At 68.5% G+C, this 23,824-nt stretch carries 20 protein-coding genes and 1 pseudogene; 14 read left to right on the top strand and 7 right to left on the bottom strand.

Going from position 1 to position 23,824, the window contains the following annotated elements:
- Positions 1–680 (bottom strand): helicase associated domain-containing protein (locus OG972_RS49160; protein WP_266993793.1); only part of this gene is annotated, 680 nt, incomplete at its 3' end.
- Between the two features lie 255 nt (positions 681–935).
- Here OG972_RS49160 and OG972_RS49155 point away from each other — a divergent pair.
- From OG972_RS49155 to OG972_RS49135, 5 genes are all read left to right on the top strand, one after another.
- Positions 936–2,588 carry a Mu transposase C-terminal domain-containing protein gene (locus OG972_RS49155; protein WP_266993791.1) on the top strand — a complete coding sequence of 551 codons (1,653 nt, stop codon included), beginning with the start codon at positions 936–938 and terminating at the stop codon, positions 2,586–2,588.
- Complete coding sequence (locus tag OG972_RS49150) at positions 2,585–2,998, top strand: ATP-binding protein (RefSeq protein ID WP_266993789.1); 414 nt, start codon at positions 2,585–2,587, stop codon at positions 2,996–2,998. The genes OG972_RS49155 and OG972_RS49150 overlap by 4 nt, the downstream gene beginning before the upstream one ends.
- Positions 2,999–3,104: 106 nt before the next feature.
- Positions 3,105–4,163 (top strand): tyrosine-type recombinase/integrase, encoded by a 1,059-nt coding sequence (locus OG972_RS49145; protein ID WP_266993787.1) that lies wholly within the window; start codon positions 3,105–3,107, stop codon positions 4,161–4,163.
- Between the two features lie 19 nt (positions 4,164–4,182).
- Entirely contained in the window at positions 4,183–4,551 is a 369-nt protein-coding gene (locus tag OG972_RS49140; protein ID WP_266993785.1) for a helix-turn-helix transcriptional regulator, read from the top strand.
- Positions 4,552–4,979: 428 nt separating this feature from the next.
- Positions 4,980–5,552, top strand: coding sequence for a hypothetical protein (locus OG972_RS49135; protein WP_266993783.1), 573 nt, complete (start codon positions 4,980–4,982; stop codon positions 5,550–5,552).
- Here OG972_RS49135 and OG972_RS49130 read toward each other — a convergent pair.
- Both OG972_RS49130 and OG972_RS49125 read right to left on the bottom strand, forming a co-directional pair.
- Complete coding sequence (locus OG972_RS49130) at positions 5,549–6,439, bottom strand: IS3 family transposase (RefSeq protein ID WP_266993048.1); 891 nt, start codon at positions 6,437–6,439, stop codon at positions 5,549–5,551. The two genes, OG972_RS49135 and OG972_RS49130, sit on opposite strands and share 4 nt — an antisense overlap.
- Positions 6,440–6,462: 23 nt before the next feature.
- Positions 6,463–6,768, bottom strand: coding sequence for a transposase (locus tag OG972_RS49125; protein ID WP_266992856.1), 306 nt, complete (start codon positions 6,766–6,768; stop codon positions 6,463–6,465).
- 1,117 nt (positions 6,769–7,885) lie between these two features.
- On the opposite strand from OG972_RS49125, the gene OG972_RS49120 reads away from it, so the two are divergent.
- The 8 genes from OG972_RS49120 to OG972_RS49085 all read left to right on the top strand — a co-directional run bounded on the left by OG972_RS49120 (position 7,886) and on the right by OG972_RS49085 (position 14,609).
- Complete coding sequence (locus OG972_RS49120) at positions 7,886–9,082, top strand: DUF3800 domain-containing protein (protein WP_266993781.1); 1,197 nt, start codon at positions 7,886–7,888, stop codon at positions 9,080–9,082.
- A gap of 175 nt (positions 9,083–9,257) precedes the next feature.
- Positions 9,258–10,211 carry a hypothetical protein gene (locus OG972_RS49115; protein ID WP_266993779.1) on the top strand — a complete coding sequence of 318 codons (954 nt, stop codon included), beginning with the start codon at positions 9,258–9,260 and terminating at the stop codon, positions 10,209–10,211.
- 80 nt (positions 10,212–10,291) lie between these two features.
- Positions 10,292–11,200 (top strand): hypothetical protein, encoded by a 909-nt coding sequence (locus OG972_RS49110; protein WP_266993777.1) that lies wholly within the window; start codon positions 10,292–10,294, stop codon positions 11,198–11,200.
- A gap of 21 nt (positions 11,201–11,221) precedes the next feature.
- Positions 11,222–12,247: an ImmA/IrrE family metallo-endopeptidase gene (locus tag OG972_RS49105; protein WP_266993775.1), complete on the top strand. Its 1,026-nt coding sequence runs from the start codon at positions 11,222–11,224 to the stop codon at positions 12,245–12,247.
- 163 nt (positions 12,248–12,410) lie between these two features.
- Entirely contained in the window at positions 12,411–12,695 is a 285-nt protein-coding gene (locus OG972_RS49100; RefSeq protein WP_266993773.1) for a DUF3892 domain-containing protein, read from the top strand.
- A gap of 108 nt (positions 12,696–12,803) precedes the next feature.
- Positions 12,804–13,064, top strand: a complete 261-nt coding sequence (locus tag OG972_RS49095; protein WP_266993771.1) for a multiubiquitin domain-containing protein — start codon at positions 12,804–12,806, stop codon at positions 13,062–13,064.
- Positions 13,039–14,208: a ThiF family adenylyltransferase gene (locus OG972_RS49090; protein WP_266993769.1), complete on the top strand. Its 1,170-nt coding sequence runs from the start codon at positions 13,039–13,041 to the stop codon at positions 14,206–14,208. Before OG972_RS49095 ends, OG972_RS49090 begins: the two co-directional genes overlap by 26 nt.
- A complete protein-coding gene (locus OG972_RS49085; RefSeq protein ID WP_266993767.1) occupies positions 14,205–14,609 on the top strand; it encodes a DUF6527 family protein in 405 nt (134 codons plus the stop codon). Before OG972_RS49090 ends, OG972_RS49085 begins: the two co-directional genes overlap by 4 nt.
- A 395-nt stretch (positions 14,610–15,004) precedes the next feature.
- Here OG972_RS49085 and OG972_RS49080 read toward each other — a convergent pair whose 3' ends face one another.
- From OG972_RS49080 to OG972_RS49070, 3 genes are read right to left on the bottom strand one after another with little or no spacing between them, the layout of a single operon-like run.
- Positions 15,005–16,099 (bottom strand): hypothetical protein, encoded by a 1,095-nt coding sequence (locus tag OG972_RS49080; protein WP_266993765.1) that lies wholly within the window; start codon positions 16,097–16,099, stop codon positions 15,005–15,007.
- Positions 16,099–16,875, bottom strand: coding sequence for an AAA family ATPase (locus OG972_RS49075; protein ID WP_266993763.1), 777 nt, complete (start codon positions 16,873–16,875; stop codon positions 16,099–16,101). The genes OG972_RS49080 and OG972_RS49075 overlap by 1 nt, the downstream gene beginning before the upstream one ends.
- Positions 16,865–18,388 carry a Mu transposase C-terminal domain-containing protein gene (locus tag OG972_RS49070; RefSeq protein ID WP_266993761.1) on the bottom strand — a complete coding sequence of 508 codons (1,524 nt, stop codon included), beginning with the start codon at positions 18,386–18,388 and terminating at the stop codon, positions 16,865–16,867. The genes OG972_RS49075 and OG972_RS49070 overlap by 11 nt, the downstream gene beginning before the upstream one ends.
- A 766-nt stretch (positions 18,389–19,154) precedes the next feature.
- Between OG972_RS49070 and OG972_RS49065 the strand changes: the two genes are divergently transcribed.
- Positions 19,155–21,554 (top strand): 2OG-Fe(II) oxygenase, encoded by a 2,400-nt coding sequence (locus OG972_RS49065; RefSeq protein ID WP_266993759.1) that lies wholly within the window; start codon positions 19,155–19,157, stop codon positions 21,552–21,554.
- Between the two features lie 181 nt (positions 21,555–21,735).
- Here the strand turns inward: OG972_RS49065 and OG972_RS49060 are convergent.
- Positions 21,736–23,617: pseudogene (locus OG972_RS49060) on the bottom strand (Helicase associated domain protein).
- Between the last annotated feature and the right edge of the window lie 207 nt (positions 23,618–23,824).

Below are 23,824 nucleotides of genomic sequence, written 5' to 3'. Positions count from 1 at the left end.
GCGAGGGCTGCGAGCTGCTGGTCGGTGAGTCGGTGGCGTCGGGTTTTCTGGTTGCTTAGAAACACACCCAACCGCACCATCGTGCCGTCGGGGAGTTCTTCGACGTGCTGCCTTCCGACCACGTGTTTCCCCTCTCGCGCAATGTATTGCGTGAGGGCTGCTACGCCCCGCTGGAACGCGTCGGAGCCCTTCGTTGCCCCAGCCTTCGTGTTGGTTTGCGTTGCGGTCTTCTGGGGCCGTGCAGCCGGTTTCATGCCCATCTCGCTCAGGCGGTGTTGCTGTTCGGTGTTGAGTTGCGTCCAGTCCCGTGCCTGCCGTGCGAGCCAGCGACCGATGTCGTCGCCGCGGTACGTGACGCCGGGCAGGATCTCGTCCAGTGTTCCGCCGGCCGCGAGGAGGGCGTTCAGGCCGGTGTAGTGGCGTTGCCAGTCGACGGTCCACCCCAACCCTCCCGGATTCCAGTCGGGGTCGATGGCGGCCAACTGCTTGGCGCGCCGAGCAGCTCGCTCGGGGTCCTTGCCAAGTCCGCCGGGCCGCCGGAGGTTGGTGAGCCATTGCCCGACGGGTTTGTCGAGGGCGGTGGCGTGGCGGGGTGCGGCCAGGGTGCGGGCCTCTGAGTAGTAGGCGCGGGCGGCGGCGAGGTTCTCGGCGAACTGTGCGTCGGCGGTGTCCCACACCATGCCGAGCTCTTCCAGTTCATTCGCCCGAGTACTGGATGCGATCTCTCGGGTTGGTGTCAGTGGTGGTGAGGGTCAGTGGCGGGGATTGTTGTTGTGGGTTCTTGTTGCTGGTCAGAGCGGTGTTGGTCGTCTGGTTTCACTGTCATGGGGTGAGAGATTTTGCTGTCATGAGGCGTTATCTCATGGGGGGTGACGCTGTCTCAGGTTCGAGAGTTCTTATGGGGGTGAGGCCGGTGGGCGCGGTCTGATCGAGGGGTGGAGTCCGAAGATCGGGTGTTGGGGGAGACCGCGGGGCTGCCGGCGGTCTCGGCTGTGGTTCTTCGGGGGCCGGCTGTGCGCCGGCTGCTCGCGTTGCGGCGGGACGGGGCGCTCGCGTCCCGGCATGTGCGGTTGATGGCCGAGGCCCTTCAGGTGAAGGAGCGGACGGTGTGGCGGTGGCTGGCCGCTGCCGAGCGCGACGAGAGTGCGGCTGAATGTCCTGGCGAGCGGGCGCAGTCCCGTGACCGGTTCACGGTCACCCCGGAGGTTCGGGCTCTGCTCGGGTTGTGGAAGGGGAACGTGGCGGCCGTTCACCGTGAGCTGACCGCTCGCGCGGCCAGGGGCGAGGGTGCCCCTCCGCCGTCGGTCCCGACGCTGCATCGCGCGATCCGGCGTGATCTGTTGCCGGGGGAGCGGGCTGGTCTCACGGGAGGGGAGCGGGCGGCGCGGGCTCATGACGTGTTCTTGTCGCGGCCGCGGGGATGGCGGAATCAGGTGTGGGAGACCGATCACGTCCAGGCGCCGGTCCTGGTTGATGTGGATGGCCGCGCACGCCGGCCGTGGATCACCTGGTTTGTGGACTGCGCGTCGAACGCGATCATGGGTGTCGCGGTGACTCCGGGGCATCCGTCGCGGGAGTCGGTGCTGGCCGCGTTGCGGGCGGCTGTGCTGCGCGAGGAGCCTTACGGGCCGCAGGGCGGGCTGCCGGAGAAGGTACGCGTGGACCGGGGCAAGGACTTCCTGTCGAGGACGGTGACGGCCGCGTTCGATGTCCTTAACGTGACAGTGGAGGATCTGCCCGCCTACACCCCGCACCTCAAGGGCACGGTGGAGGGTCTGAACCGGGCGGTGGAGTCGATGTTCCTGGCCGCTCTGCCCGGGTACGTCCGTCAGCCGCGCCCGGGTCGGCGCCGTGCACGGCCGAAGGAAGAGATGCTCCTCGACTTCGAGGACTTCACCGCCCGGCTGCTGGCCTGGGTGTCGTGGTGGAACACCGTTCACCACCCGGATCCGTTGGGCGGGAAGACCCCGCTGGAAGCCTGGGAGGCGGATCCGTCCCCGCTGCGCGAGATCAGCGCGGATGAGTTGTGGACGTTCACGCTGGAAGAGACCGGCCGGCCCCGGGTGATCTCCACGCGCGGTGTCCGGTTCAGGAGCCGTGACTACGTGGGTGCGTGGATGACGGGCCAGAGCGGCCTGAGGGTCCGGGTGCGGTTCATGCCGCATCACGAGCACCGCATCGAGGTCTTCGACGACGTCACCGGCCGGTACCTGGGGCCCGCCGAGCTGGCGGACGCTGCCACGCCGGAGCAGATCAGCGCGGTGCGAACGGCGCGGGCGGCCCGTACCCGCCGATTGCGGCAGGATCTGAAGGCGGCGCAGCGTGAGCGCTACGCCGCATCCACCCGTCCAGGGAAGCCCCAGCGGTTGGGGGCGGTGACCGCGGTGGAGGCCAGCGCAGAGTTGGCGGCAGTCGAGCGGTCGGACCTGTCGCGGCTGGCGTTGCCGGACCTGATTCCGCCGGCCGCGGCTCCGGCCGACTGGCGGACCCCGCCGTCGTTGGCGGCCCGTACCCGCCAGGGCCCGGGAGCCTCGCCCGCCGACGAGGCGGCCGGCGGCGTCGGCGAGCCGAACGGAGCAGAGCGATGACCGCCCCGTCCTACCAGTACGTCGGCCTGCCTGACGCGCAGGTGGTGACGACCCGGGCGCTGTTGACGGCGCGGGAGAACATCATGGACACGGTCGCTGCGCGGGCGATGATGTGTATCCATGGCGGTGCGGGGTTCGGTAAGACTCTCGCCGTCAATACCTGTCTGCGCGAACTCGAGGGCTCCCGGGGTGAGGAGGTCTGCAGGGTCACCTTCCGTGCCCGTCCTACCGCCCGTGCGGTTCGCTACGAACTTTTCGACGCTCTCAACCTGGCCGGCGAGCCGCCCCGGCACCCCAGTGAGTTCGATCGCCTCCTGAAAACAGCCCTGGCCGAGCGGCCCCGTACTTTCCTCGTGGACGAGGCGCAGTGGCTGAACGGGGAGGCGTGTGGGTTACGGGGTTGTGCGTAAGGCAGGGGTTGCTTTTCTTCAGGTGTCTCGTTGATGGCTTCGGTGGCACGCGCATGGTTCAGGTGCCGCCTTAAAAGTAAGGGTTGTTGCGAGATGGCGGTGGGGTATGGGGGAGCGGTTTCTCCGGCTGATCGAGGGCGGGCTTGCCGATCCGGCGCCCGATGCCAGTCAGGCGCCGGATGCGTGGGCTTTCCAGGCCCGCTGCACGCAGGCGTTCGCCTCGACGTGGGTGGTACGGGGCTTTGCCGCCACGACGATCGGCTGCTACACGTCGCTGCTGGAACGGGTGTTGAACCATTTCGAACGGCCGGTATGGCAGCTCGAGCCGGCGGACGTGGATGCGATGCTCAGGGATTTGCTGCGTGCGGGCAGGGCCGCGGGGACCAGGCGCCAGTACCTGCAGATGCTGCGCACGTTCCACGGCTTCGTCCAGGACCGCTACGCCACAGAGATCCGCGCTCTGTACGGCGTTCCCATGGGTGATCCGCTGGACCGGTTCAACCGGTTGCGTCACGTCTACGACGACACATCCCCTCTTCGGCTGCCGCCCACGGCCGAGCGCCTGACAGCGTTCTTCGCCTTCGCGCGTGCCCGCCTGACCACCACGTCTGACTATCCGGCCGCGGCACGGGACTATGCGCTGCTGCGCACTCTCTACCACTGCGCGCCTCGGGTGAGCGAAGCGGTCCGCCTCGACCAGTGCGACGTTCACCCCGAACTCGGCCCATCAGGCAAGCTCCACGTACGGTTCGGCAAGGCGGCCAATGCCTCGGGACCGCGCCCGAGATGGGCTCCCATGCTCGACAGCCTGGACCGGATCCTTGCCTGGTACCAGAGTGACGTCCGCCCCTTGTTCCCGGATACAGCCCCGCTGTTCTGCGATGTCCACGGACAACCGCTGAAGCCGGAAACCGTACGAGATCGCCTGGCCCTCCTCCTGGATATGGAAGCCCGGCCCGAAGGCGACCGGTTCGCTCCCCACGACCTGCGCCGCGCCTGCGCGACCCACCACTACGAACAGGGCATGGACCTGCTCACCGTCCAGCAGCTCCTGGGACACCGGCACATCGCCGCGACCATGGCCTACGTACGCCCCTCCCTCAACTTCGTCGAGGACGCCTGGCGCCGCGCTACTGCCACCGCCATCACCGGCCTGGCCGGCTGACCCACGGGCAGGAGCACCGATGACCACACCCGAACTGCACGCCATCGCCTCTGCCGCCCCGCCACCCCAGGTGGAGTGGAAGCTACGGATGGCCGCGGCACAGCGCGGCATCTGGACAGGCACCGAACTGCGCCGTCTGCTGGCCGAGAGGGCCGGCCTCGAACTGTCCGCGGCATCGGTGTCCGTGCTGTTCACCAAGCAGCCCTCCCAGGTGAAGCTGTCCACGCTGGCCGCGCTGTGCGCTGCCCTCGACTGCACTCCGGGCGACGTCTTGACCCTGAGCGAGCCCGTCGCGTCTTCAGCTTCGCCGCCACGCACTGTCCCTGACCCGGTCCCACCGCCCCCGCAGCAGTCCGTACCCCGCCACCGATCCCTACCACCGCTGTGACCGCACCCCACCCCGAAACGAACCCGCCCGCGACCGCCGGTGCCGCATCCCGGACCGTCAAGGACACCTGCCCGGCCTGCCACCGACTGCGCTGGCTGCGCCCCGACACCGGCCGCTGCGCCTGGTGCTCGCGTACCTGCGCCACCTGCGGCGCCCCTCGCCGATCAGCACAAGTGCAGTGCGCGGCGTGCCGACGCCGCACCGCCGGACAACCCGGACGAGGGAAGTGCCAGCACTGCGGACGCCGACGCGTCCTCGACGCGGGGACCCAGCGCTGCCGACCCTGCAGCACCCCCATCACCGCTGAGCCCCCGGCACGCTGTGAGCGGTGCGGCACCAGCGGCCAGTGGGCCAAAGAGCTGTGCAAGCGCTGCTACGAGCATTCACCGCGCACCGTCTTGACCCGTGCGGCCGGCTGGGCAGAGCGCATGCCCACCCCGCCCTTCTGGTGGAGCGACCTCGCCGCTCACCTGGCGGAGCACCGCCACCCGATCTATGCGGCCGACGTCGTCGCCACCACCGCGCGCCTTGTCCTCTCGGCAACAACCTCCGAGCCCCGCACCCTGCTTGCCCACGCTCGAAACGACGCCCCCGAACTTGTCGGAGCACTCACCGACTTCTTCCGAACCCACGGCTACCTCGACCTGCCGCCGGGCCTCGTCGACCAACGGGCAGCAGCCCGCCGCGCACGCCGCATCGAGGCCACCCCCGCCGCCCTGCGCCCCCAGGTCGCCGGATTCGCCGACTTCCTGCTGCAGCAGCGTGAGCAGGCCCAGCAGCTGGGACTACGGCCGAACCAGCTGAAAACCATCGAGATCCGCGTGGACGCCGTCCGTGACCTGGCCATCGGCCTTCACACCGTGGGCCATGCGAGCTGGGCGGGCGTCACCACCACACACCTGGAATCCTTTCTGGCCCTCAACCCCGCCCGCCGCGCCTCCCGCCTCGCGGGACTGCGTCAGTTTGAAGTTCCCCCTGGGGCCTGGACAGCGGGTTTTTAGGCTGCGGGGGTGAGGTCCTGCCTGAGCAAGATCCTCGTTTCGAGCGGGGTGACGTACCCGTACTCGGGGTGCCTGCGGAGTCGGCTGCGGTTGTACTCGATCTCGATGTAACGGAAGACATCGGCCCGAGCGGCCTCGCGGGTCTCCCAGACGGTGGTTCCGATCTCCGCTTTGAGAACGGCGAACCAGCTTTCCGCGGCAGCGTTATCGTAACAAGAACCGACACGCCCCATCGACTGCCTCATGCGCAACTTCCGTATCTCCGTGCGGAATTCGTCACTCGTGTATTCGCTGCCGCGGTCGGTATGCATGATGCAGCCGTCCTCCAGAGTGCCGCGTCCGGCCGCCATCCGCAGGGCTGCGACCGGCAGCTCGGCGCGGTGGTGGTCGGCCATCGCCCAGCCGATCACCTCCCGCGTCGCGAGATCGATGCAGGTCGCCAGATACAACTTCCCTTCCAGCGTGACGAGTTCGGTCATGTCACCGACCAGCCGCATCCCGGGGCGGGTTGCGGTGAAGTCCCGAACGATCAGATCGGCGGCGAACACCGCCCGCTTCGCCTGCCGGGTCAGCCCCCGACGCCGGCGGCGGGTGATCCCGACGATCCGGTGCTTGCGCATCAGCCGCTCGACCTTCTTCAGGTTCATGATCCGCCCGGCCCGCCGCAGGGCGGCGTGGATCCGCGGGACCCCGTAGGCGCCGCGTGACCCGGCATGGAGTACTCGGATCTCGTTCACGAGGCGCTCCTCCTCGCGCCACGCGGCTCGACGCGCCGACGCCGTCGCCCGGTGCGCGTAGTAAGTCGAGCGCGGCACTCCCAGCGCACGGCACAGCAGCGCAACGCTGTGACCGGCGGGATTGCCGCCCGATGCCTTCTCCGCGTCGATGAAGCGGCACCGCGTGGCGGTGTCTACCTCATCTTGTCCTGCGCGAAGAAGGCGGTCGCTTTTCCCAGGATGTCGACCGTCTTCTCGAGCTCGCGGACCTTGCGCCGCAACTGGGCGAGTTCTTCGCGCTCGGCGCTGGTCAGAGCCCCGGCAGACCCCTCGCCCCGGTCGACCTTGGCCTGCTTCACCCAGCCTCGCAGACCCTCCGGGCTCACCCCCAGGTCCCGGGCGACCTCGGTGACCGTCTTGTCCGACGACAACGCCAGCGCAACGGCATCCCGCTTGAACTCCGCCGTATACCGCTTGCTCATATTGCTCTTCTTGCTCACTGCCTGTAACTGCTTCCTCCGGGACCTTCCGTCCCAGTATCAGGCTGTCCAGGTCAAAGGGGGAGCTTCAGTTCTTCGCCTACGCCCACCGCGCCAAGGCAGTCCTCCACAACCCCACCGACCCGGTAAAAGCGGTACAGCAGAGGGGATTTCACGGCACCACCCTCACGCTAACCCAGCAGCGAACCCTGTACCGGCGGTGGGCGACCAGCCGGGACATCCACCCGCACGAGGCCTTCATCGGACTCGCTGCCCTGCTCCACGCAGCGACCATCACAGAGCTGCGCCTGCTCACTGACAGCGGCATCAACCCCCACCGCCAGAGCGTGCAGTTCCCCGGCAGATCAGCAGCCCTCCCACTGGACAAAGCGACCTGGACAGCACTTGAGCGCTGCCGAGAACACCGACGCGGGCTGGGCTCGGACAATCCTCACGTGCTCGTCACGCGCCTCACCCGGACACACCACGGCCCCGCTGGCGCCGCTCACATCCGCGGCAGCATCGCCCCCTCGGCCTGCTGCCACGCCTCCTGCGCTCCACCCGCCTGGTCACCCTCGCAGACGAACTCGACATCAAGGTACTCACCGCCTCGCTGGGTATGTCGTACGCAGGAGTCGCCCACTACCGGCCCGGAACAACACCGCGATCCAGCTTCACCTGAGCGCCCCCCACGACAAACCGCTGCCCTGGGAAACACCAGGCCGCGCGCTGTAGCATCGCCGCACGGCGCTGTATGCACTCACGCCTCGCGCTTGATGTCCTCGCAGTTCTTCGGCCGCCCAGCCAGACAAATCCCTCCAACTGCCTGAGCTGGGAGCCGGTACCCCGCACCGCCTGCAAAGGTTTCCCAGCCCCGTGGGTAGGGTTCGCGGGTTTCAACCTGCCGGTCCCCGTGCTGCGTTCGGGGTGGGGGCTCCACCTGCCACGTTCGGCCTCGGCCCAGCCAAAGCATATCGCCACTCGTTCGGGTCGGTGCATGGTTTCTGCACGTCAGAGCCGTTTCCTGCTCCTGAATGATCACGCTCGCTCGCACCCTGAGCGGAGGGAGCAGCTGCTGAGCGGAGCGGTTTCTGGGAAGCGAGTTGTCGATGGTTCCCGAACTGGCGAGGATGACCCAATGATCAAACGGGACCATACGAAGAACCCTGGCACGGGCCTGCTGGGCGCGAACTTCGCCCGCCGCAACCGCCAGAATCCGACTGACGACGGCCTTGGAGAAGGCCGCTGGATCGCTGTCGACGAATCTGGATACAGCGGTGATCAGCTCTTTGGGGGCGACCGCTACATGACCCTGGGCTCGGTGGCTGTCGACGACACCGAGGCGGCCGAGATCGTTGACGAGCTGCGGAACGAGGCGGGGATCCAGAAAGCTGCGCCAGAGGTGAAGTTCCAGTCGATGTTCACCGGCGCGCGAGCCGGTCGACGCCGACATCTGCTGGCGGAAATACTCGCTCCTGGCGGCCCGTTGCACCGCCAGGCATCTGTCTACGTCATCGACAAGCATCATTTCGTCTCGGCGAAACTTGTAGACCTCCTGATCGAGGAGCAGTGCCACAGCCGGGGAATCGACATCGTCAGCAACGGCGTGGCCCATCGGATGGCGTTGGACCTGGCCACCGAAGGAACGCGAGCCCTCGGGCGCGATGGCTTCGACCGCCTCATGGCCACCGCCGTCGGCTTCTTCGCCAAGAAGAACCGCGGAGGCCACCAGGTCACCGTTGATGACCTCTTCACGGTCATCCGTGAATCCTGCGCATGCGCTCGACGCCGCAAGGCCCCACAGGCCAAGAAGGCAGCAGATGTTCTGGAACTCCTGCGCGCCACCCGCCCTGAAGCAGAAGCGTTCGCGAGGGAGCGTCCGGCAGAGCAGACACCTACGGGACCGCACGGCCTCCTGGACGACAGCCTGGACCCGCTCGTCCCCGCACTACCCGCTGTCATCCTCAGCGCTGCCGGCCGCCATGGCGGCAAACTACGGGTCCTCGCCGACGAACAGCGCTTGCTGACCGACGACAAACTCGATGTCCTGGAACGCGCCGCGGCAGCCATGGGACTGATCTACAGCATCATCGAGGCCAACCACCTCGGCGACCTGGTGCGCGGCCGCTCGATAGAGCACCCGTCCTTGCAGCTTGCGGACCTTGTTGCGGGGGCAGGTAGGGCGGTAGCCAGGCGACACGACGGCGAGGAGGATCCGGCAGGGGAAGACTTGCACGCGGCCGTCGTCCAGCTGATCGACCCCAACGCTCTTCTCATGGGCAAGGCACCCGAGGAGTTCGCATCAGTCGACCATGTCAGGTCCAAGCGTCGCTGACACGCCCCGGTCCCGAAGCCGTCGTTTGGCGGGCGCTGACCGTGGCTTTCTGAAGGCACGGCCCTTCTTCCAGTGGTGGGCGTGTCGCGTGCCTGGGACGTGATTGTTGTTGTATGCAGTCTCGAGGCCCCGCAGCTGCACGCGCCGAGCGGGGCAGGGGATCGGGGGGTGGCTCGTGACAAACGGAGCTTTCGAGGAGCTGACGCGGTTGCGTCAGCTGGGGCCGGTCTCGTTCGACCTGCTACGGCGGCTGGTCCACCAGGTACGCCGTGCCTACGGTTTCCCACCGCCCGACGGGCATACGCAGTGGAGCGATGACGCCGCCTACGAGGTGGTCGTGGCGATGCTGACCCGCGAGGGGAAAGGACAGAAGTTCGTCACCGGCTGCTTTGCGCTCGCCACGGATGATGCTTCGCTGGAACGTTTGTTCCTCACGTCGATTAAGTACTACCTCATCGATGAGGCGAAGAAGACACCGCGGGGCAAGCTCCGGCGCCGCATCGCCCGGCTGATGAACGAGGACTCGGCCTACCGCAAGAGCAAGGGCTCCCCGCCGCGCTGGGCACTGGCCGAGCATGCCGAAGAAGCTGTATGGCAGGGGGACCTCGACGCTCTCATAGCCCAGGCTGCGCGGGTGACGGGAGTTGGTGTCACCCGCTGGAACCATTCCGGCCCAACCCCCAGGCAGACGGTCCATGCCCTGAAGACCATCCTGCTGTGCGTGCTGCAGCACGCACAGGGAGCGGTACGAGAGGAGGACCTCGCCAAGGTCCTCGAGTCCCGGTTCGAGCTCCTGGCACCGGCCCGCTTCACTCAGCTATACGCCGATGATGGGGCCGTCGCCGAACTCGTCGATCAGCACGCGGTCACTGTCGCACCGGACCCGACCGGGGGCGACGAAGTGGCCGAGGGCATCTGGCAGCGTCTCTCGCCCAATGAGCGCCTGCTGCTTCCCTACCTGGACGAGGATGCCCATCACGCGGCGCAGCGGCTGGAGGTCCGGCAGGGCCACGCAGCTGTGGTCCTGTCGAACCTCAAGACACTGCTTCATGACGCCCTGTCCGCGGACAGTGATCCGCAGGCGGTCATGTCAGCCCTACTGCGGCGCCGCAGCGACGCTCCTTCGTGAACGGCCCCAGTTACGTCGTCTGGACCCAGTGAGAAGAGAATGCGCTGATGGACCACAGCCGAGGAGACGGGGGAGACAGCATGAGCTCTGTTCACACCACTGCCTACCAGAGGCTGGTGGCCGCCGCGGCGGGACTGAAGGTCCCCCACGCCGTCCACCAGGTGGCCACCGCACCACCCCAGGATCCCAAGCCCGGCCAGATCTGGCGTGCCGTATGGGAAGACACTATCCAACTGCTGCTGATCACAGCCGCCAGTGACGATGACACCATGCGCGCCGTGCCAGCCTCCTTCGAGCGGTACGCCGACACCGGCACCCTGTTCCTGCCCGCTCAGGCGACCACCTTGGAACAGCCGCTGGCACTGTGGTGGGGCCTGGAGGCAAGGCTTCCGTGGTGTGTGCTGGACCGGCAGGTTAGCGAGCTGACCCCCCGCCCTGACATCCTCACCTCCCGCACGCTCGCCGACACCGTGACCGACACACGGTGGGGGAGCGACGCCATCCCGTCCGCGGCGGCCAACGAATACCGCGCCGTCCTCGCCGAAGGCCTTGAGGTCCTCGCCTCGGCACAGTGGGCCCCCCAGGGATCGGGAGGCCTCTCCCAGCTCTTTCGTGACCACGCCATCACCGCCCCCCAGCTTGCGGCCGAACTGAAACTCCCGGCGCCCCAGGCGCTCGCCGTCTGGAGGGGACAGCAGCCCCTCACCGCCCACCAGGCCGCCACACTTGCCGAGCGCCTCGACCAGCCCGCCGGCTACCTCCTCGCGGCCAACCCCGCCCTGCCGCCAGCCGTCGTACACGAACTCAACCGCCCCCTGCGCCGCACGCAGGTCAAAGAGCTCGCCGCTCAGTACAACGAGACCGAACGCAACGCCCGGCTGCGCGCCGCCTACGGCATCTACACGCTCGCAGCACGCGACGACGACCGCACTCAGCCGAACTGGACAGCACGCACCGACCGCTACTTCGAACTGCGTTTGGGCGAATAGAGAAAAAGAGGGGCACCTCGCGTGGTCAACTACGTACTCGCCGCCGCCGCCCGGACCCAGGCCGCAGCCATGATCAAGGAACTCGAAGCGGCCCACTCCGGCGCCCTCGAACGCCTCACACAAGGCGCCCTCACGGAACTGAGGACCTGGCCCGAGCTCACCGTCAAAGATGTCGCCGAGGGCGAGACGGAAAAGGGATGCAGCGTCGCCGGAGCGTACGACTACGGCCCGCCACCCCACCTGTCCGTCGCAACGTCCGCCAGCCACGCACGGCGGGACTTCACCGCCCTGCACGAACTGGGCCACCACCTGCAGAAGAACAGCTTCGCCCTCATGGAGCCCTTCAGCAGGGAACCCGACGCCGGCCTCCTCCTCGAAGATGCCGCCTGCGATGCGTTCGCCGCCGAGATCCTGCTCCCCGCACCCACCGTCAACCTGTACCTCGCCCCCAAGGGACCCACCGCCTCGGCGATCACCCACCTGTGGCGCGCGAGCAACGCCTCCCGCATGGCCGTCTGCGTACGAGCCGCCCAGCACCTCCCCGCCCCCGGCCACATCCTCCTCCTCGACACGACCGGACACCTCGCCTTCGCCGCCTCCCACGGCCTGCCGCCCCTGCGACGCGGCAGCTTCCAAGGCGACATCCCCGTCATCGACCGGGCTCTGACCGGCTCCGGCCACGTGCAAGGAGTGACCCAGGTCCGCTACCGCGACGGCATCCTCGGGCGCGAACTGCACACCGACACCGCACCCATGAACGGCTACCTCGTCGCCGTCCTCGTCACCGACTCTGCCCCCTGGCGCACCTTCACCCCGCCCACCCGCGACACCGGCCCCCAGGCCCGCGACTACATTTGCGCCAACTGCGACGAGGAGTACCGCTCCTTCGAACCAGCCTGCCAGCGCTGCCGCACCCCCCAGTGCCCCGACTGCGGCCGCTGCGCCTGTCCGCCCCGCGTCACCGAACGCCACTGTCCGGGCTGCTTCACCCTGCACCCGCCCGCGATGTTCCCCCCAGACAGCGACCGCTGCCTCGACTGCTCCTGACACTCCACCACCCGCCACCCCATCAGCACCCTGCTCACCCCTACTCGCGAGTTACGTCGTCCGTCCCAGGCGAAGCACCCCACCCCAAGGGTGATCACGGAACCCGGGCGCCGGCCGCGGGAACTCGTCGGAACGTTGCCGGCAGGAACGCAGGAACAGCAGGATGGCTATTCAGATCACCGCGGTGCGCCTGTCGGCCGACGGCGCCACGCACGAGCACATCACCCACCTCTGGTGGACCAACCAGGCGTTTGGAAACGTCGGCGACAGCACTCGGGCGCAGATTGTCGCTTGGATCGAGGACCAGGCTGGCAAGGCCTACACCAGCGACCGGGCCGGGCACCGCACGGAAGTCGCCGTGGTGACGCCTACCCGAGGCGAGAAGTACCTGCGGACCCGCGCCGACGGCGTGTGGACGAACAACCTCCTCGCCCTTCCCCGGCGCTGAACCGCCATCGCGAAACCGCCGTCAGACGTGCCGCCCCCTGCGGCGGCGCGTTAAACGGTCCCGGCACTCACCAGTCCGAACACGCGCTTCCCACTTCAGGAGGACCCCATGTCCCAGGACAGCCACGGGCCCAAGCCCGTCACGATCATCGTCAACGCCCGCCCGCACACCTGGGAGGCGAAGGAGATTACCTACGAGCAGGTCGTCGACCTCGCCTACCCCGGCCAGCCGCCGAACGACCAGGACACCTACACCGTCCGCTACAGCCGCGGACACGACGGACACGGAACGGGCAGCCTGACGGCCGGCCACAGCGTCAGAGTGAAGAAGGGGATGGTCTTCGATGTCTACCGCACTTCTCGCTCGTGACCCCGACCTGTCCCGTCTCCTCGACGACGGCTACGACATCGTCGTCCACGCCGGCCACATCGTCGTACGGCACATCCCCTACGTCACCGAGAATCACATCGTCGAGCACGGCTTCCTCGCCTACCCCGTGACCGTCAGCGGAGACCGCCTGGTCTCCGGCACCGACCACCGCATCTGGTTCAGCGGCTCCACCCCGTGCAACGAGCACGGTCGCCCTCTGGCCCTCGCCAATCCGGAGACCCGGGTGATCGCCGAGGGCATGCAGGCGCACTTCATGCTCTCCAGCAAACCCAGCCCCAATGGCTATCCCGACGAGTACACGAAGATCACCGCGTACGCGCGGATCATCGCCGACCAGGCACACGCACTCGACCCCTCGGCCACACCCACCCCCGGGGCGGCATGGCAGGAGATCGAGGACGAGAGCCCCTTCGTCTACCGGGACACCGCCACATCCCGCGCCGGCATCGCGGCCGTCAACCGCCGGTTCCGAGGCCACCGCATCGTGATCGTCGGCCTCGGAGGAAGCGGAAGCTACATCCTCGACCAGGTTGCCAAGACCGAGGTCGACTCGATCCTCCTCATCGATGGCGACACGTTCGAGAACCACAACGCTTTCCGAGCGCCTGGCGCCCCCACCATCGACATACTGCGCGGCCGCCCGCCCAAGGCCACCTACCTCGCGTCGATCTACGCGAACATGCACCGGGGAGTGACCGCCTGCGAGCAGTACCTCGACGAGGAGAACCTCGACCTCCTCAGCGGAGCGACGTTCGTGTTCCTTGCATCCGACGACGCGGCGAGTAAGCCGCCCGTCATGGAATGGCTCGAAGCCCACGACGTGCCGTTCATCGACGTCGGCATGGGCATCGAAGAGATCGACGGCCGCCTCAGCGGCCTGCTGCGCGTCACCACCAGCCTCCCGGACCGCCGTGACACGGCCCGCCACCGCATCCCCCAGCCGGCACCCGAACGCGACGCCTACGCACGCAACATCCAGACCGCCGACCTGAACGCGCTCAACGCCGTCCTGGCCGTCATCCGATGGAAACGCGCCATCGGCATCTACGCCGACGCCACCGACGAGAGCCACACCACGTACTCGCTGATCACCAACGAGATTGCCAACGAGGACCTGCCGTGACCGCACAAGACACCCTGCGCCCGGTCTTCGCCGAGACCTTCCCCCGGACGATGGAGGAAGGGGTGCTGTACATCTCGATCCCTTACCGCACCTGTGGCCATCTGTGCTGCTGCGGGTGCGGCCACGAAGTCGTCACACCGCTCTCTCCGGCTCAGTGGTCCTTCACCTACGACGGCGAGAACGTGTCCCTCGCCCCCTCGATCGGTAACTGGTCACTTCCGTGTCAGTCGCACTACTGGATCCGTGACGGCCGCGTCCGCTGGAGTCGCCTGTACTCGGCGGCGGAGATCGATCAGAACCGGGACCGGGATCATCGCCTGCTGGCCCGAGATACCAGGAATCCCGGGCCAAGGTGGCGGCTGTCCAGGATCCGTCGCCATTTGCGGTTCTGGCGCCTGTAGGCCGGCGAGCGGGTACCTACCGCCCTGACGAACAAGCAGACCCGCAGGTGGAGCGCGACAGCGTTGACGGGGTCCAGCGATACCGCGCTGTGCCGTTGGTCTGGCGGTCGAGGCCGGCCTCGTACCCACGGCCCGGTGAACCGGATCTGGTTGACCGCCCAGTCACCTATCCCCTGCCAGGGGCGCAGGCGGCCGAGCTGATGATCTGCGGGGTTTTGTCGGTGGTGGTTCGGCATTGTGATGTCAGTGTGGGAGATGCGGGGATTCTGCAGGTCAGTTCGTTGCCGTGTGGGTTTCGGGTGGTGACATGGATGCCGATCTGGGGCTGACGTTTTTGGCGTCTGAGTAGGTCAGTTGGTTGCCGGTCGGTACAGCGTGGAGCGCATTGTTGCTGGTCAGGGCCGTGGGAGTGCTCCGGTGAGCGCTGCCTGGTGAAGGCGAACAGCATCCTCTTGCCGTATGGGGCCGATCGCGTAGCGGATTCCTGTTGCGGTGAGGGTGAGTTGTTCTCCGTCTTGGGCGGTGATGAGGGGGAAGAGCGGGCTGTCCGGGGCGCGGTCCTTCAGCTGACTGTGGATGAGGGCGGCGCGTATGAGGGGGCGTGTCCAGGTGGGCAGGGGGTAGAGCCGGCATCGGCGGTGGGTGGTGCTGTCGTGGACTTTGACGGTGGCTGCGTTCTCGTCGATGTCGATGGCGCGGATGAGTGCGAGCCGATCGATGTCGGCTGCGGTGATGGCGTGGATGGTCAGGGCTGCGGCGTGCAGCGGGTGGGCCACTGTGGTCAGCCGGGTGGCGAGGACGTCTCGCGCCGTGAAGTCGTCTCCGTGCAGGGACGGTGGGGCGCTGCCAGGGGTACCCGCGGGGGCGCCCTGGCACGGGGTCCGCGCGAGACGGTCCACCACTACGCCGTCCAACGGTGCTCGAGGGGTGATCCATTGCCCGTCGTCTTGGCAGGGTGCGGGGCCGGAGTGCCGGTGCTGCTCAGGGCTCGGGATGTCGGCCGGTGGGTGTTCTGTCTGCTCCAGGGCGACGCGTGCGTGGGGGAGGGTGCCGATGATGTGGTGCGGGGTTTCGTCGAGGAGCGTGGTCAGTGCGGGGCTGACCGGGCGGTGCCAGAGGAGGGTGAGGCGGATGCCGCTGCGCTCCCGCAGGGTGAGTAGTTGTCTGAAGCGGGTGTGTGTGAGGCGGTCGGTGCGGCAGACGATCAGGTGTCCGATGTGGTGGGCGAGTAGCCAGGCGCAGGCCGCGTCCCAGGCGGGGCGCTGGGAGTCGGCCCAGGTTCCGTAGGTTTCTCCGCCTTGAGGGAGGCGTTTGCCCAGGGCGTAAAGGATGTCGTGGGCGAGGGCGGCGGGTGCGCCGTTGGCGGGGCTGGGGTCGACGGTCAGACATCCCATGGCTGGGTCGTGTGCGTTGTGTGCGGCGGCAGTCCAGTCGGGGTGGTCGTCCTTGTCGTTGATGACGGTGACCGGTGGAGGACCGCCGGCCGTCATCACATGCCGCCAATTTTGCTGTAGACCCAGCGCACGAGGTCTTCGTCGACCTGCCCGAGGTTGAGTTTCTTCATGCCGGCGAGGACGTGAGTGGTGATGTTCGCCCAGTTGCGGAAGCTGCCGTGGGCGGCCTGTTTGTCGATTGCGTCGATCAACGCGGTGTCCACGTCCGCCCAGACGGGGTGGAAGGCGGGGATCGTGGCCCGTACCTCGTCCTTGGACATGCGGGTGAATTCCTGCCAGATGAAGATCCTGGAGGCCAGCATCGGTTCGCGGCGCAGGACCTTGTAGCAGCCGTCGCCTCCGGCGAAGATCACCGCGATGTCAGTGCGTTTGTCGTCCCACAGGTGGCGCCAGAACTCGAACCCGGTCTTCTTCATCCACTGCGCCTCGTCGCAGACCAGGACCCGGAACTCCTCGGAGAGCGGCTCCTTGAGGAGGGTGTCGAACTCGATCGGGCGGGCGGGCGGCTCGCCCGGCAGCCCCAGTGCCTGGAACAGGCCGTGGCGAATGTCGCGTGGGGTCGGTCCGGCCCGTAATTCCAGGCGGTGGGTGATGTCCGGGGCGAGGTGGCGCAGCGCGGAGTTCACTGACATCGTCTTGCCGGATCCGGCCGGCCCGTAGACGCACATCATGGCCTTGGCCTCGATGACGGCCTCGATGTTGTCCCTGGTGGTTAGCAGCGTGTCGGTACCGACCAACTGGGCCTGCTCCAGGCCCAGGAAGTGGTCTTCGCGCTCATCGGGCAGCAGCCCGTAGTCCAGATCAGCGATCATCAGCTTGGTCCTCATCAGCAGTAGGTGTGCGCGCCGTCCTGGGGCGGGCCCAGGTATCGGGCGCGGGGCCGTGCGGAACGAGATCGGGGCGGGCTAGCGCGCGGCGGTCCGTCTGCGCCGCCGCGCCCAGTTCCTCTTCGGCCTGCGCTGAGGTCGGGGAGGTGAGTGGCCGGGGTGGGGCTGCGGTGGTGGAGGCTTCGAAGCGCCGGCGGCGCAGCTTCTCCGCGGCTTTCAGATCGGCCCTGAGCCGCCGGGCGGCCGCGGTCCGTGCGGCCTGGACGGAGCGGATCTGCTCCTGGCTCGCGGCGGCGGCCAGGAACGCCGATCCGAGGTGGTGGCCGGTGGCGGCGTCGAAGACCTCGATGGTGTCGTCGTGGTGGGGCAGGTGCCGTACCGAGACTTTGGTGCCGGTACGGCCGTTCATCCACGGGGCGAGGTAGTCCCGGCGGCGCCACCGCACCCCGCTCGTGCTGATCGTGTACGTGCGGCCGTCGTCCTCCAGGGCGAACGTCGCCAGCTGCCCGGCGGACACATCCGTGAGCGGTGTCGCGTCGGCCTGCCACGCCTGGAGGGGGGTTTCCCCGTTCAGCGCGGCGGGACGATGGAGGGTGTTCCACCAGGTCACCCAGTCCAGCAGCAGCCCCACGAACGCCTCGTAGGTCAGGGGCGGGGCGTCGGGGTCGGCGAGCCGGCCACCGGTGAGTTTCTGGCGGCCGGTGTAGCGGGGGAGTGAGACGAGGAACATCTCCTCCACCGCGTCGTTCAACGCCTCGATCGAGCCCTTCAAGTGCGGGGTGTAGGCGGGCAGATCGGTGACGGGGACGGCGAGCGCGCCCATCGCCGCGGTGACCGTCGCGCACAAGAACTCCTTGCCGCGATCCACCCGGATCTGACCCGGCAGCCCGCCCACCGGCCCGAACGGCTCGCTGCGGGTGATCGCGATCCTCAGGGACGCCAGCACCGCGTCCCGGCTCGGAGCGTGCGCGGTGACCGCGGCCCCGGTGATCGCCTTGGTGGCGCAGTCGATGAACCAGGTCACCCACGGTGTGGCCAGCTCGCCTTCTACATCGACTTCGACGGGCACGTGCTTGTGGTCGCCCTCCCACGCCGCGTTGCGATGCGTCGGCGGGCGCTGCCCGAACACGTCGTGAGCACGGCGGGCGGCTTCCCCGCTCTTCAGCCCGGCCCGCTCGCCGCGGGTCAGGTCCCGGCGGATCGCCCGGTGCAACGTGGAGAGCGAGGGCACCGCGGGAGCGTTCGGATCGTCGGCCGCCCGCTGTACCAGCTCGGCGTGGACTCGGGAGGCGTTACCGCCCCACAGCGCCAGCAGCCGCCGGACTTCCGTGGTGACCGTGAAATGGGGCGCCTCCACCCGTGCGAGGCGGTGATCCTCGCGGGCAGCGGCCAGCCACCGCCACACTGTCCGCTCCGACTTCCCCAACGCCTTTGCCACCAGGCGCACATGCGCGGCGCTCAGCTCACCGCGGCTGTCGAGGTCCAGCAGCCGGGGCATTGCCGCCGCCCGGCCCGACGCTGGCGGGAACACGGCCACCGGACCGCTTTCGCGATCACCATCACGCCTTCCCTGCATCATGGCCCTTCCCACGAGAACCGGACGGCATGAACTGCCCTCCAGGCCCCAGGTATCGCAGCCCTTCGGCACCCTACTGACGTGAATCGGCATAAGACTGACAGCAGCCATGGTCATCCGGTACAGATGTGCCTCCACGTGGCGCCCAGCATGGTTGATCTGGTGCTCTGCACGGGCGCCGACGCCCGCGTCTTGTGGCCGGGGTGCGTATCCGGTGTCACTGACCCAGGTACGGGGCGTGCTGCTCGGACGGTTCGGCCGGGTGCAGGCACGTCTATGGGCACGTGGTCATGTGTGGGTACGTGCGGGGGAGCGGCGGGTGCGGTGGCGTCGGGTGGTGAGGCTGTTGATGTCTGTGGTGGCCGCGGTCAGGGCGTCCAGCCTCTCACCCCGTCCAACTGACCGCCGTCCGAGGGATGAAAAGTCATACCGGACAAGGAGATGAGCTGTCCGCACACAAGGAGATCAACTCTCCGCTCACCCGGACGTCCCACTGTCCGTGGACAGCGACTTCGACGCCTACTGGCGCTACCACCAGCAACGCGATCACCTACGGTTCACACCATCCGCTACCGCGACATACTCACCCTCGCCGCATGACCAACAGCCCGGGAACAAGGACTGCCCGCGGCGTTAGGGTTTCCGGGACAGGCCATACGGCACGCTGCACCCCTGGGGACGAAACAGTATGGGACACGGAGCGCGGAAGCAGCTGGCGGAGCTGCTCGGCGACGCACAGCGGCGCGGGGACTTCAGCACCCGTATCGAGATGTCGGCCCGCGCGCTGAGCATCGAGGTCGACGGGGTGGGGGAACTGCCGCTGCCGCTGCGTGCCCCGGTCACCAAGAAACTGATCGCGCAGGCCCGGCAGGCATCCTTCGGCCGCGGCGAGCAGACCCTGTCCGACACCAGCGTCCGCGACACCTGGGAGATCACCCCGGACCGCATCACGCTCGGCGGCACCGACTGGGACCGCACCCTGGACGGCGTCCTCGACGGTGTCCGCACCGCGCTCGGTCTGCCGCCCACCGTCGTCCTACGTGCCGAGCCGCACGCACTGCTCGTCTACGGCAAGGGCCAGTTCTTCCTGCCGCACCAGGACTCCGAGAAGGACGACTCCATGGTGGGCACCCTGGTCGTCTCGCTGCCCTCGCACCACACCGGCGGCGAACTCGTCGTCTCGCACGCCGGCCGCAGCGTCGTCCATCAGGCGTCCCGGGAGAAGCTGACCTTCGCCGCCTTCTACGCGGACTGCCTGCACGAGGTCAAGCCTGTCAAGTCCGGCTACCGCGTCACCCTCACCATGAACCTCCTCGCCGAACGCATCCGCCCGGCTGGCGAGGACGACGGGGACCCGGTCGCCGACCTGGCCCACTGCTTGACCGAACACTTCACCGAGCCGGCCGAAGAGCGCTACGCCTACGGCCGCCAGAAGGCCGCGCCCCCGAACCGCCTCGTGTACCTCCTCGACCACGAGTACACCCAGCGCGGCCTGGACTGGGACCGCCTCAAGGGAGCCGACGCCACCCGCACCGCCCTGCTCCGCCAGGCCGCCGCAGAGACGGACTGCGAAGCGGTCCTCGCGTTGGCCGAGGTGAAGGAGACCTGGGACGCGCATGCGCCGTACGACCGCTACGACTACTACGGCGAGGTCGAGCACTACGACGACTGCGAGGACGAGGAGTGCGAGGGTGAATGTCTCCTGGACCCCGACGGGGAACCCGGTGCCGAGCGCCGCCGCAGCGGCGACTTCTCCAGCTACGAACTGAACGAGCTGATCGACGACGAGATCACGCTAAGCTGGTGGACCCGCCCGGACGGCACCGGCGGCGAGCAGATCAACCTGCCCGTCGCGTACGCCGAGGTGTGCGCCACCACCGAGAACAAGGACCTGACGCCCTACCAGTCCGAGTACGAGGGCTACATGGGCAACTACGGCAACACCCTCGACCGCTGGTACCGGCGGGCCGCCGTGGTCCTGTGGCCCCGGCAGCGCTCGTTCACGGCCCGCGCCGAGGCCGGCTCCGAGGGCGCACTGCGGGAACTTCAGGGCCACCTGGATGCCGGGGACCTCGACCGGGCGCGCACGCTCGCCCAGTCGCTCGCCCCGTTCTGGAAGCACCACGGTTCGGGCGAGGCGGCCGCGGCGCTCTTCGCCGCCGCCCTGCCCGTCGCGGTGGGACTGCGGGAAGCGGACACTGCCACGATGCTCCTCGCGCCTTTTGGGGTGGAGGCCTTGGGTGAGCGGCACGCCCCGGGTCTCGCGGCAGCGGCCGCGCGGTACGGACGGACGTGGGCCCGCGGGGCCGTCAGCAGCTGGTTCGGCACGGTTGGCGCGTACACCGGGGCCGGCCGCGCGGCGTGGCTCGAATCGCTGCCCGGCCTGTGCACCGCGCTGCGGGCCGTCGACGGCGATGGGGACGCGATGGCCTCGCCGCTGGCCGAGGGTGCCTGGCAAGCAGTCGAGCAGCAGCTCACCAGCTGGCTCGGCGTAGGCCGCGAGACGGAGCGCCGCACAGGCATGGAGGGGCTCGGCGCATCACTGGCCCGCGTCCTGCAGGCGGCAGGGCCCGAGACCGCCGACACCATCGCCGCCACGCTGCGCGGCCTGCCGGACACCGCCCTGGAATGCCTGCTCCCCGCCCTGCGCACCGCGGCCCGCCAGCCGACGACCATACGCGACGGCGCACCCGCCGCCCGCGCCTTCCAGACCCTCGCCGACCACTGCGAGGACCGGCTCGCCGCGGCCCTCACCCGCCCCGTACGCGCGGCCGACGACTGGTCCCTCACCCCGGCCGGGACATGCCGGACTGGCTGCGGACTCTGCCCCGACTTGGACGCCTTCCTCACCTCCCGTACCCGCCACGTCATGGAGTGGCCGCTCGCGAAGGACGGACGCCGCCACCTCCACAGCCGCATCGACCAGGCCGGCCTGCCCGTCTCCCACACCACCCGGCGCCAGGGACGCCCCTACGTTCTGGTCCTGACCAAGACGGACGCCGTCTTCACCCGTGAACAGGCGACCCGTACCCGCGCCGAGACCGACCTGGCGTGGCTGCGGGACAAATGGCCCCGGGCGTGCGGCTGAGAGGTGACACATCCGTACCTCTCCCCGACAGCGATGACGAGAAGAGCGAAGGGCGCGGGCAATGCCGTTGCTTGAATGGCTAAACCAGTTTGGGTACGAGGGTGATGGCCTTCGGCTGGACGCGGCGGGTCGGTTTGAGCCTCCCTGGCCCTGCCCTGCCCCGCTGCCCGTCCGGCGCCGCTTACGGCCAGCGCATTTCGATCTCGGACAGTTGCTGCACCCGCTCCGGCGGCAGCGTGGCGGCCCTGCTGCGCTGGTTGCTGATCCACGATCCCAGCTTGAGGTCTCGTTCCTCCTGGTTCTCGCGGCCGTCGCCGGTGACGATCCGTTCGACGTGTCCCCTGGGCACCCGAAGGTGCCCCTCTCGTTCGTAGTACTGGCGGGCGGCGGCGTAGTTCAGTGCCCACTTGTCGCTCTGCGTGCGGCGTGGCTTCGGCTTCTCGTCCTCAGCCGCGGGCTCGATCCCGAGGACCTGCTCGCACATCCACTGCTGTCCGCCGGTGAGCCGGTCCCATCCAAGACGCTGCGCTGTGACCCAGCGTCCGAGGTCCTCGCCCTGGTGCAGGGTCTCGCCCGGCGCGGTGGGCAGCACGCGGTGGGCTTCCAGGTGCTGGCGGACGAGGTGGAAGGCGCGCTGCCATTCCACGGGCCAGGCGGGGCACCATGATGGGTCGATGTCCTCCAGTTGCTCGCGCCGCTGGGGGGCCAGCGTCTGGGCGCGGGCGTCGGCGCGCGCGTTCTTCAGCCAGATGCCGGTCTTGTGGCCCTGGTGGACGGCGTCCAGCGGCGCCAGGAGGTGTCCGTTCCCCTTCGCCCACCCACGCGCCGCGGTGAGCCCTTCCTCCCACGCGACGTCACGGTGCGACCAGACCATGCCCAACTGCTCCAGCTGCCAGGCGCGTTCGGCTTCCAGGCGGCCGCGGGCGTGAAGGTGGCGGGCGTCGGCGATCCACTGCCCGAGGGGGAAGCCTGCGAGCGAGACCGGCCATCTCTCACGCACACCCTCGCTCTGCTCTTCGCTCCGGCCCTCGGTCTCCTGCTCCCGGCTGTCGGGCACGCGGTAGGTGAACGGGATCTTCAGGTGGCCGTGGAGCCGGGTGTAGAGGACGGCGGCTTCCACGCCGCGCCGCCAGTGCTCTTTCTCGGGGTTGAGGACGCGCAGGTTGATGAACGCGGCGAGGGCGGCCGCATCGCGCGGGGTGCTGAACTTCAGCAGCGCCCGTGCCGGCACCGAGATGAGGACGCCGTCTTCGCCCTCGGTGCTCTCTGTGTCCTGGCCTCCCTCACGGCTCTGGACGCCCGTGGAGTGGCTGGGCGCCTGTGGCGCGGCCAAGTGCCTCCACGATGCGGGTGTCGTGCGCCCTGAGGGCTTCCAGGAGCTTGGCGAGCCCGCCGTAGGCCTTGCTTGTGAGCATGGTGTCCGCACTTTCCCCGGGCCCGAGCAGGATCGGCACCACGAGTGAGGCCACCTTGCCCTCGCCGGGCTGGATGCGCAGGGCGCGGCCGACGGCCTGGACGAGGTCGGGCATGGAGCCGCGGACGTCGGCGAAGTACACGCTGTCGCAGTTGTGGATGTCGACGCCCTCACCCAGGACCTTCGCCGACCCCAAAAAGCGCCTGGCCATCTCCGCGCCGTGCGCGCCGCCGGCGAACTCGTCCAGCACGCGGCGCCGGTGGGCCGGTGGGTGATCGCCGCAGAGCCAGTCGGCCCAGACCGCGCCCGGGTACAGCTGGGGGTCGTCCGCGTGCAGTTGTGCGGCGACGTCGGGAAGGCCGGCTGCGAAGGCCTCGGCTTCCTTGACCAGGTGGTGGAAGACCAGCGTCCTGCGGAAGTCCTCCTCGGCGGACGCCTTCAGCAGTGCCGTCTGGAGAGCCGCGAGCCGTGCCCCGCGCACCTCGTCCGACCGGCCCTCAGCCCCCAGGAGCTGGGCAGCCTTCAGCTGGGTGTCGGTGATGTCCACGCACACCACCTGGTACGGCGCGCAGATCCCCCAGTTGATCGCCTCGGACAGCGTCAGGGTGTAGCACCTGCTGCCGAACGGCCCGTCCGGATCATCCTCCATCGACGCGACCAGCTCACCGGGTACCCCCGGCTCGGTGTCGTCCAGCTTGATGATCTGAGGGTGTTTGGGAGTGGTGGATCGTCATCGTGTTGGGAGTGGAATGTCGGGGGTTTGAGCTGTGGGTCTTCCGTAGATGGGGCTCTCATATGTTGACGATTCCGGACTCTTGTTTTTGACGGAGTGTCATGTCGGTTTGGTGGAGACTGC

The organism is Streptomyces sp. NBC_01669 (assembly GCF_026339735.1).
GTDB lineage: Bacteria > Actinomycetota > Actinomycetes > Streptomycetales > Streptomycetaceae > Streptomyces > Streptomyces yanii.
Note: the sequence above shows the minus strand (reverse complement) of the source record. Positions and strands in the feature narration are given on the sequence as shown.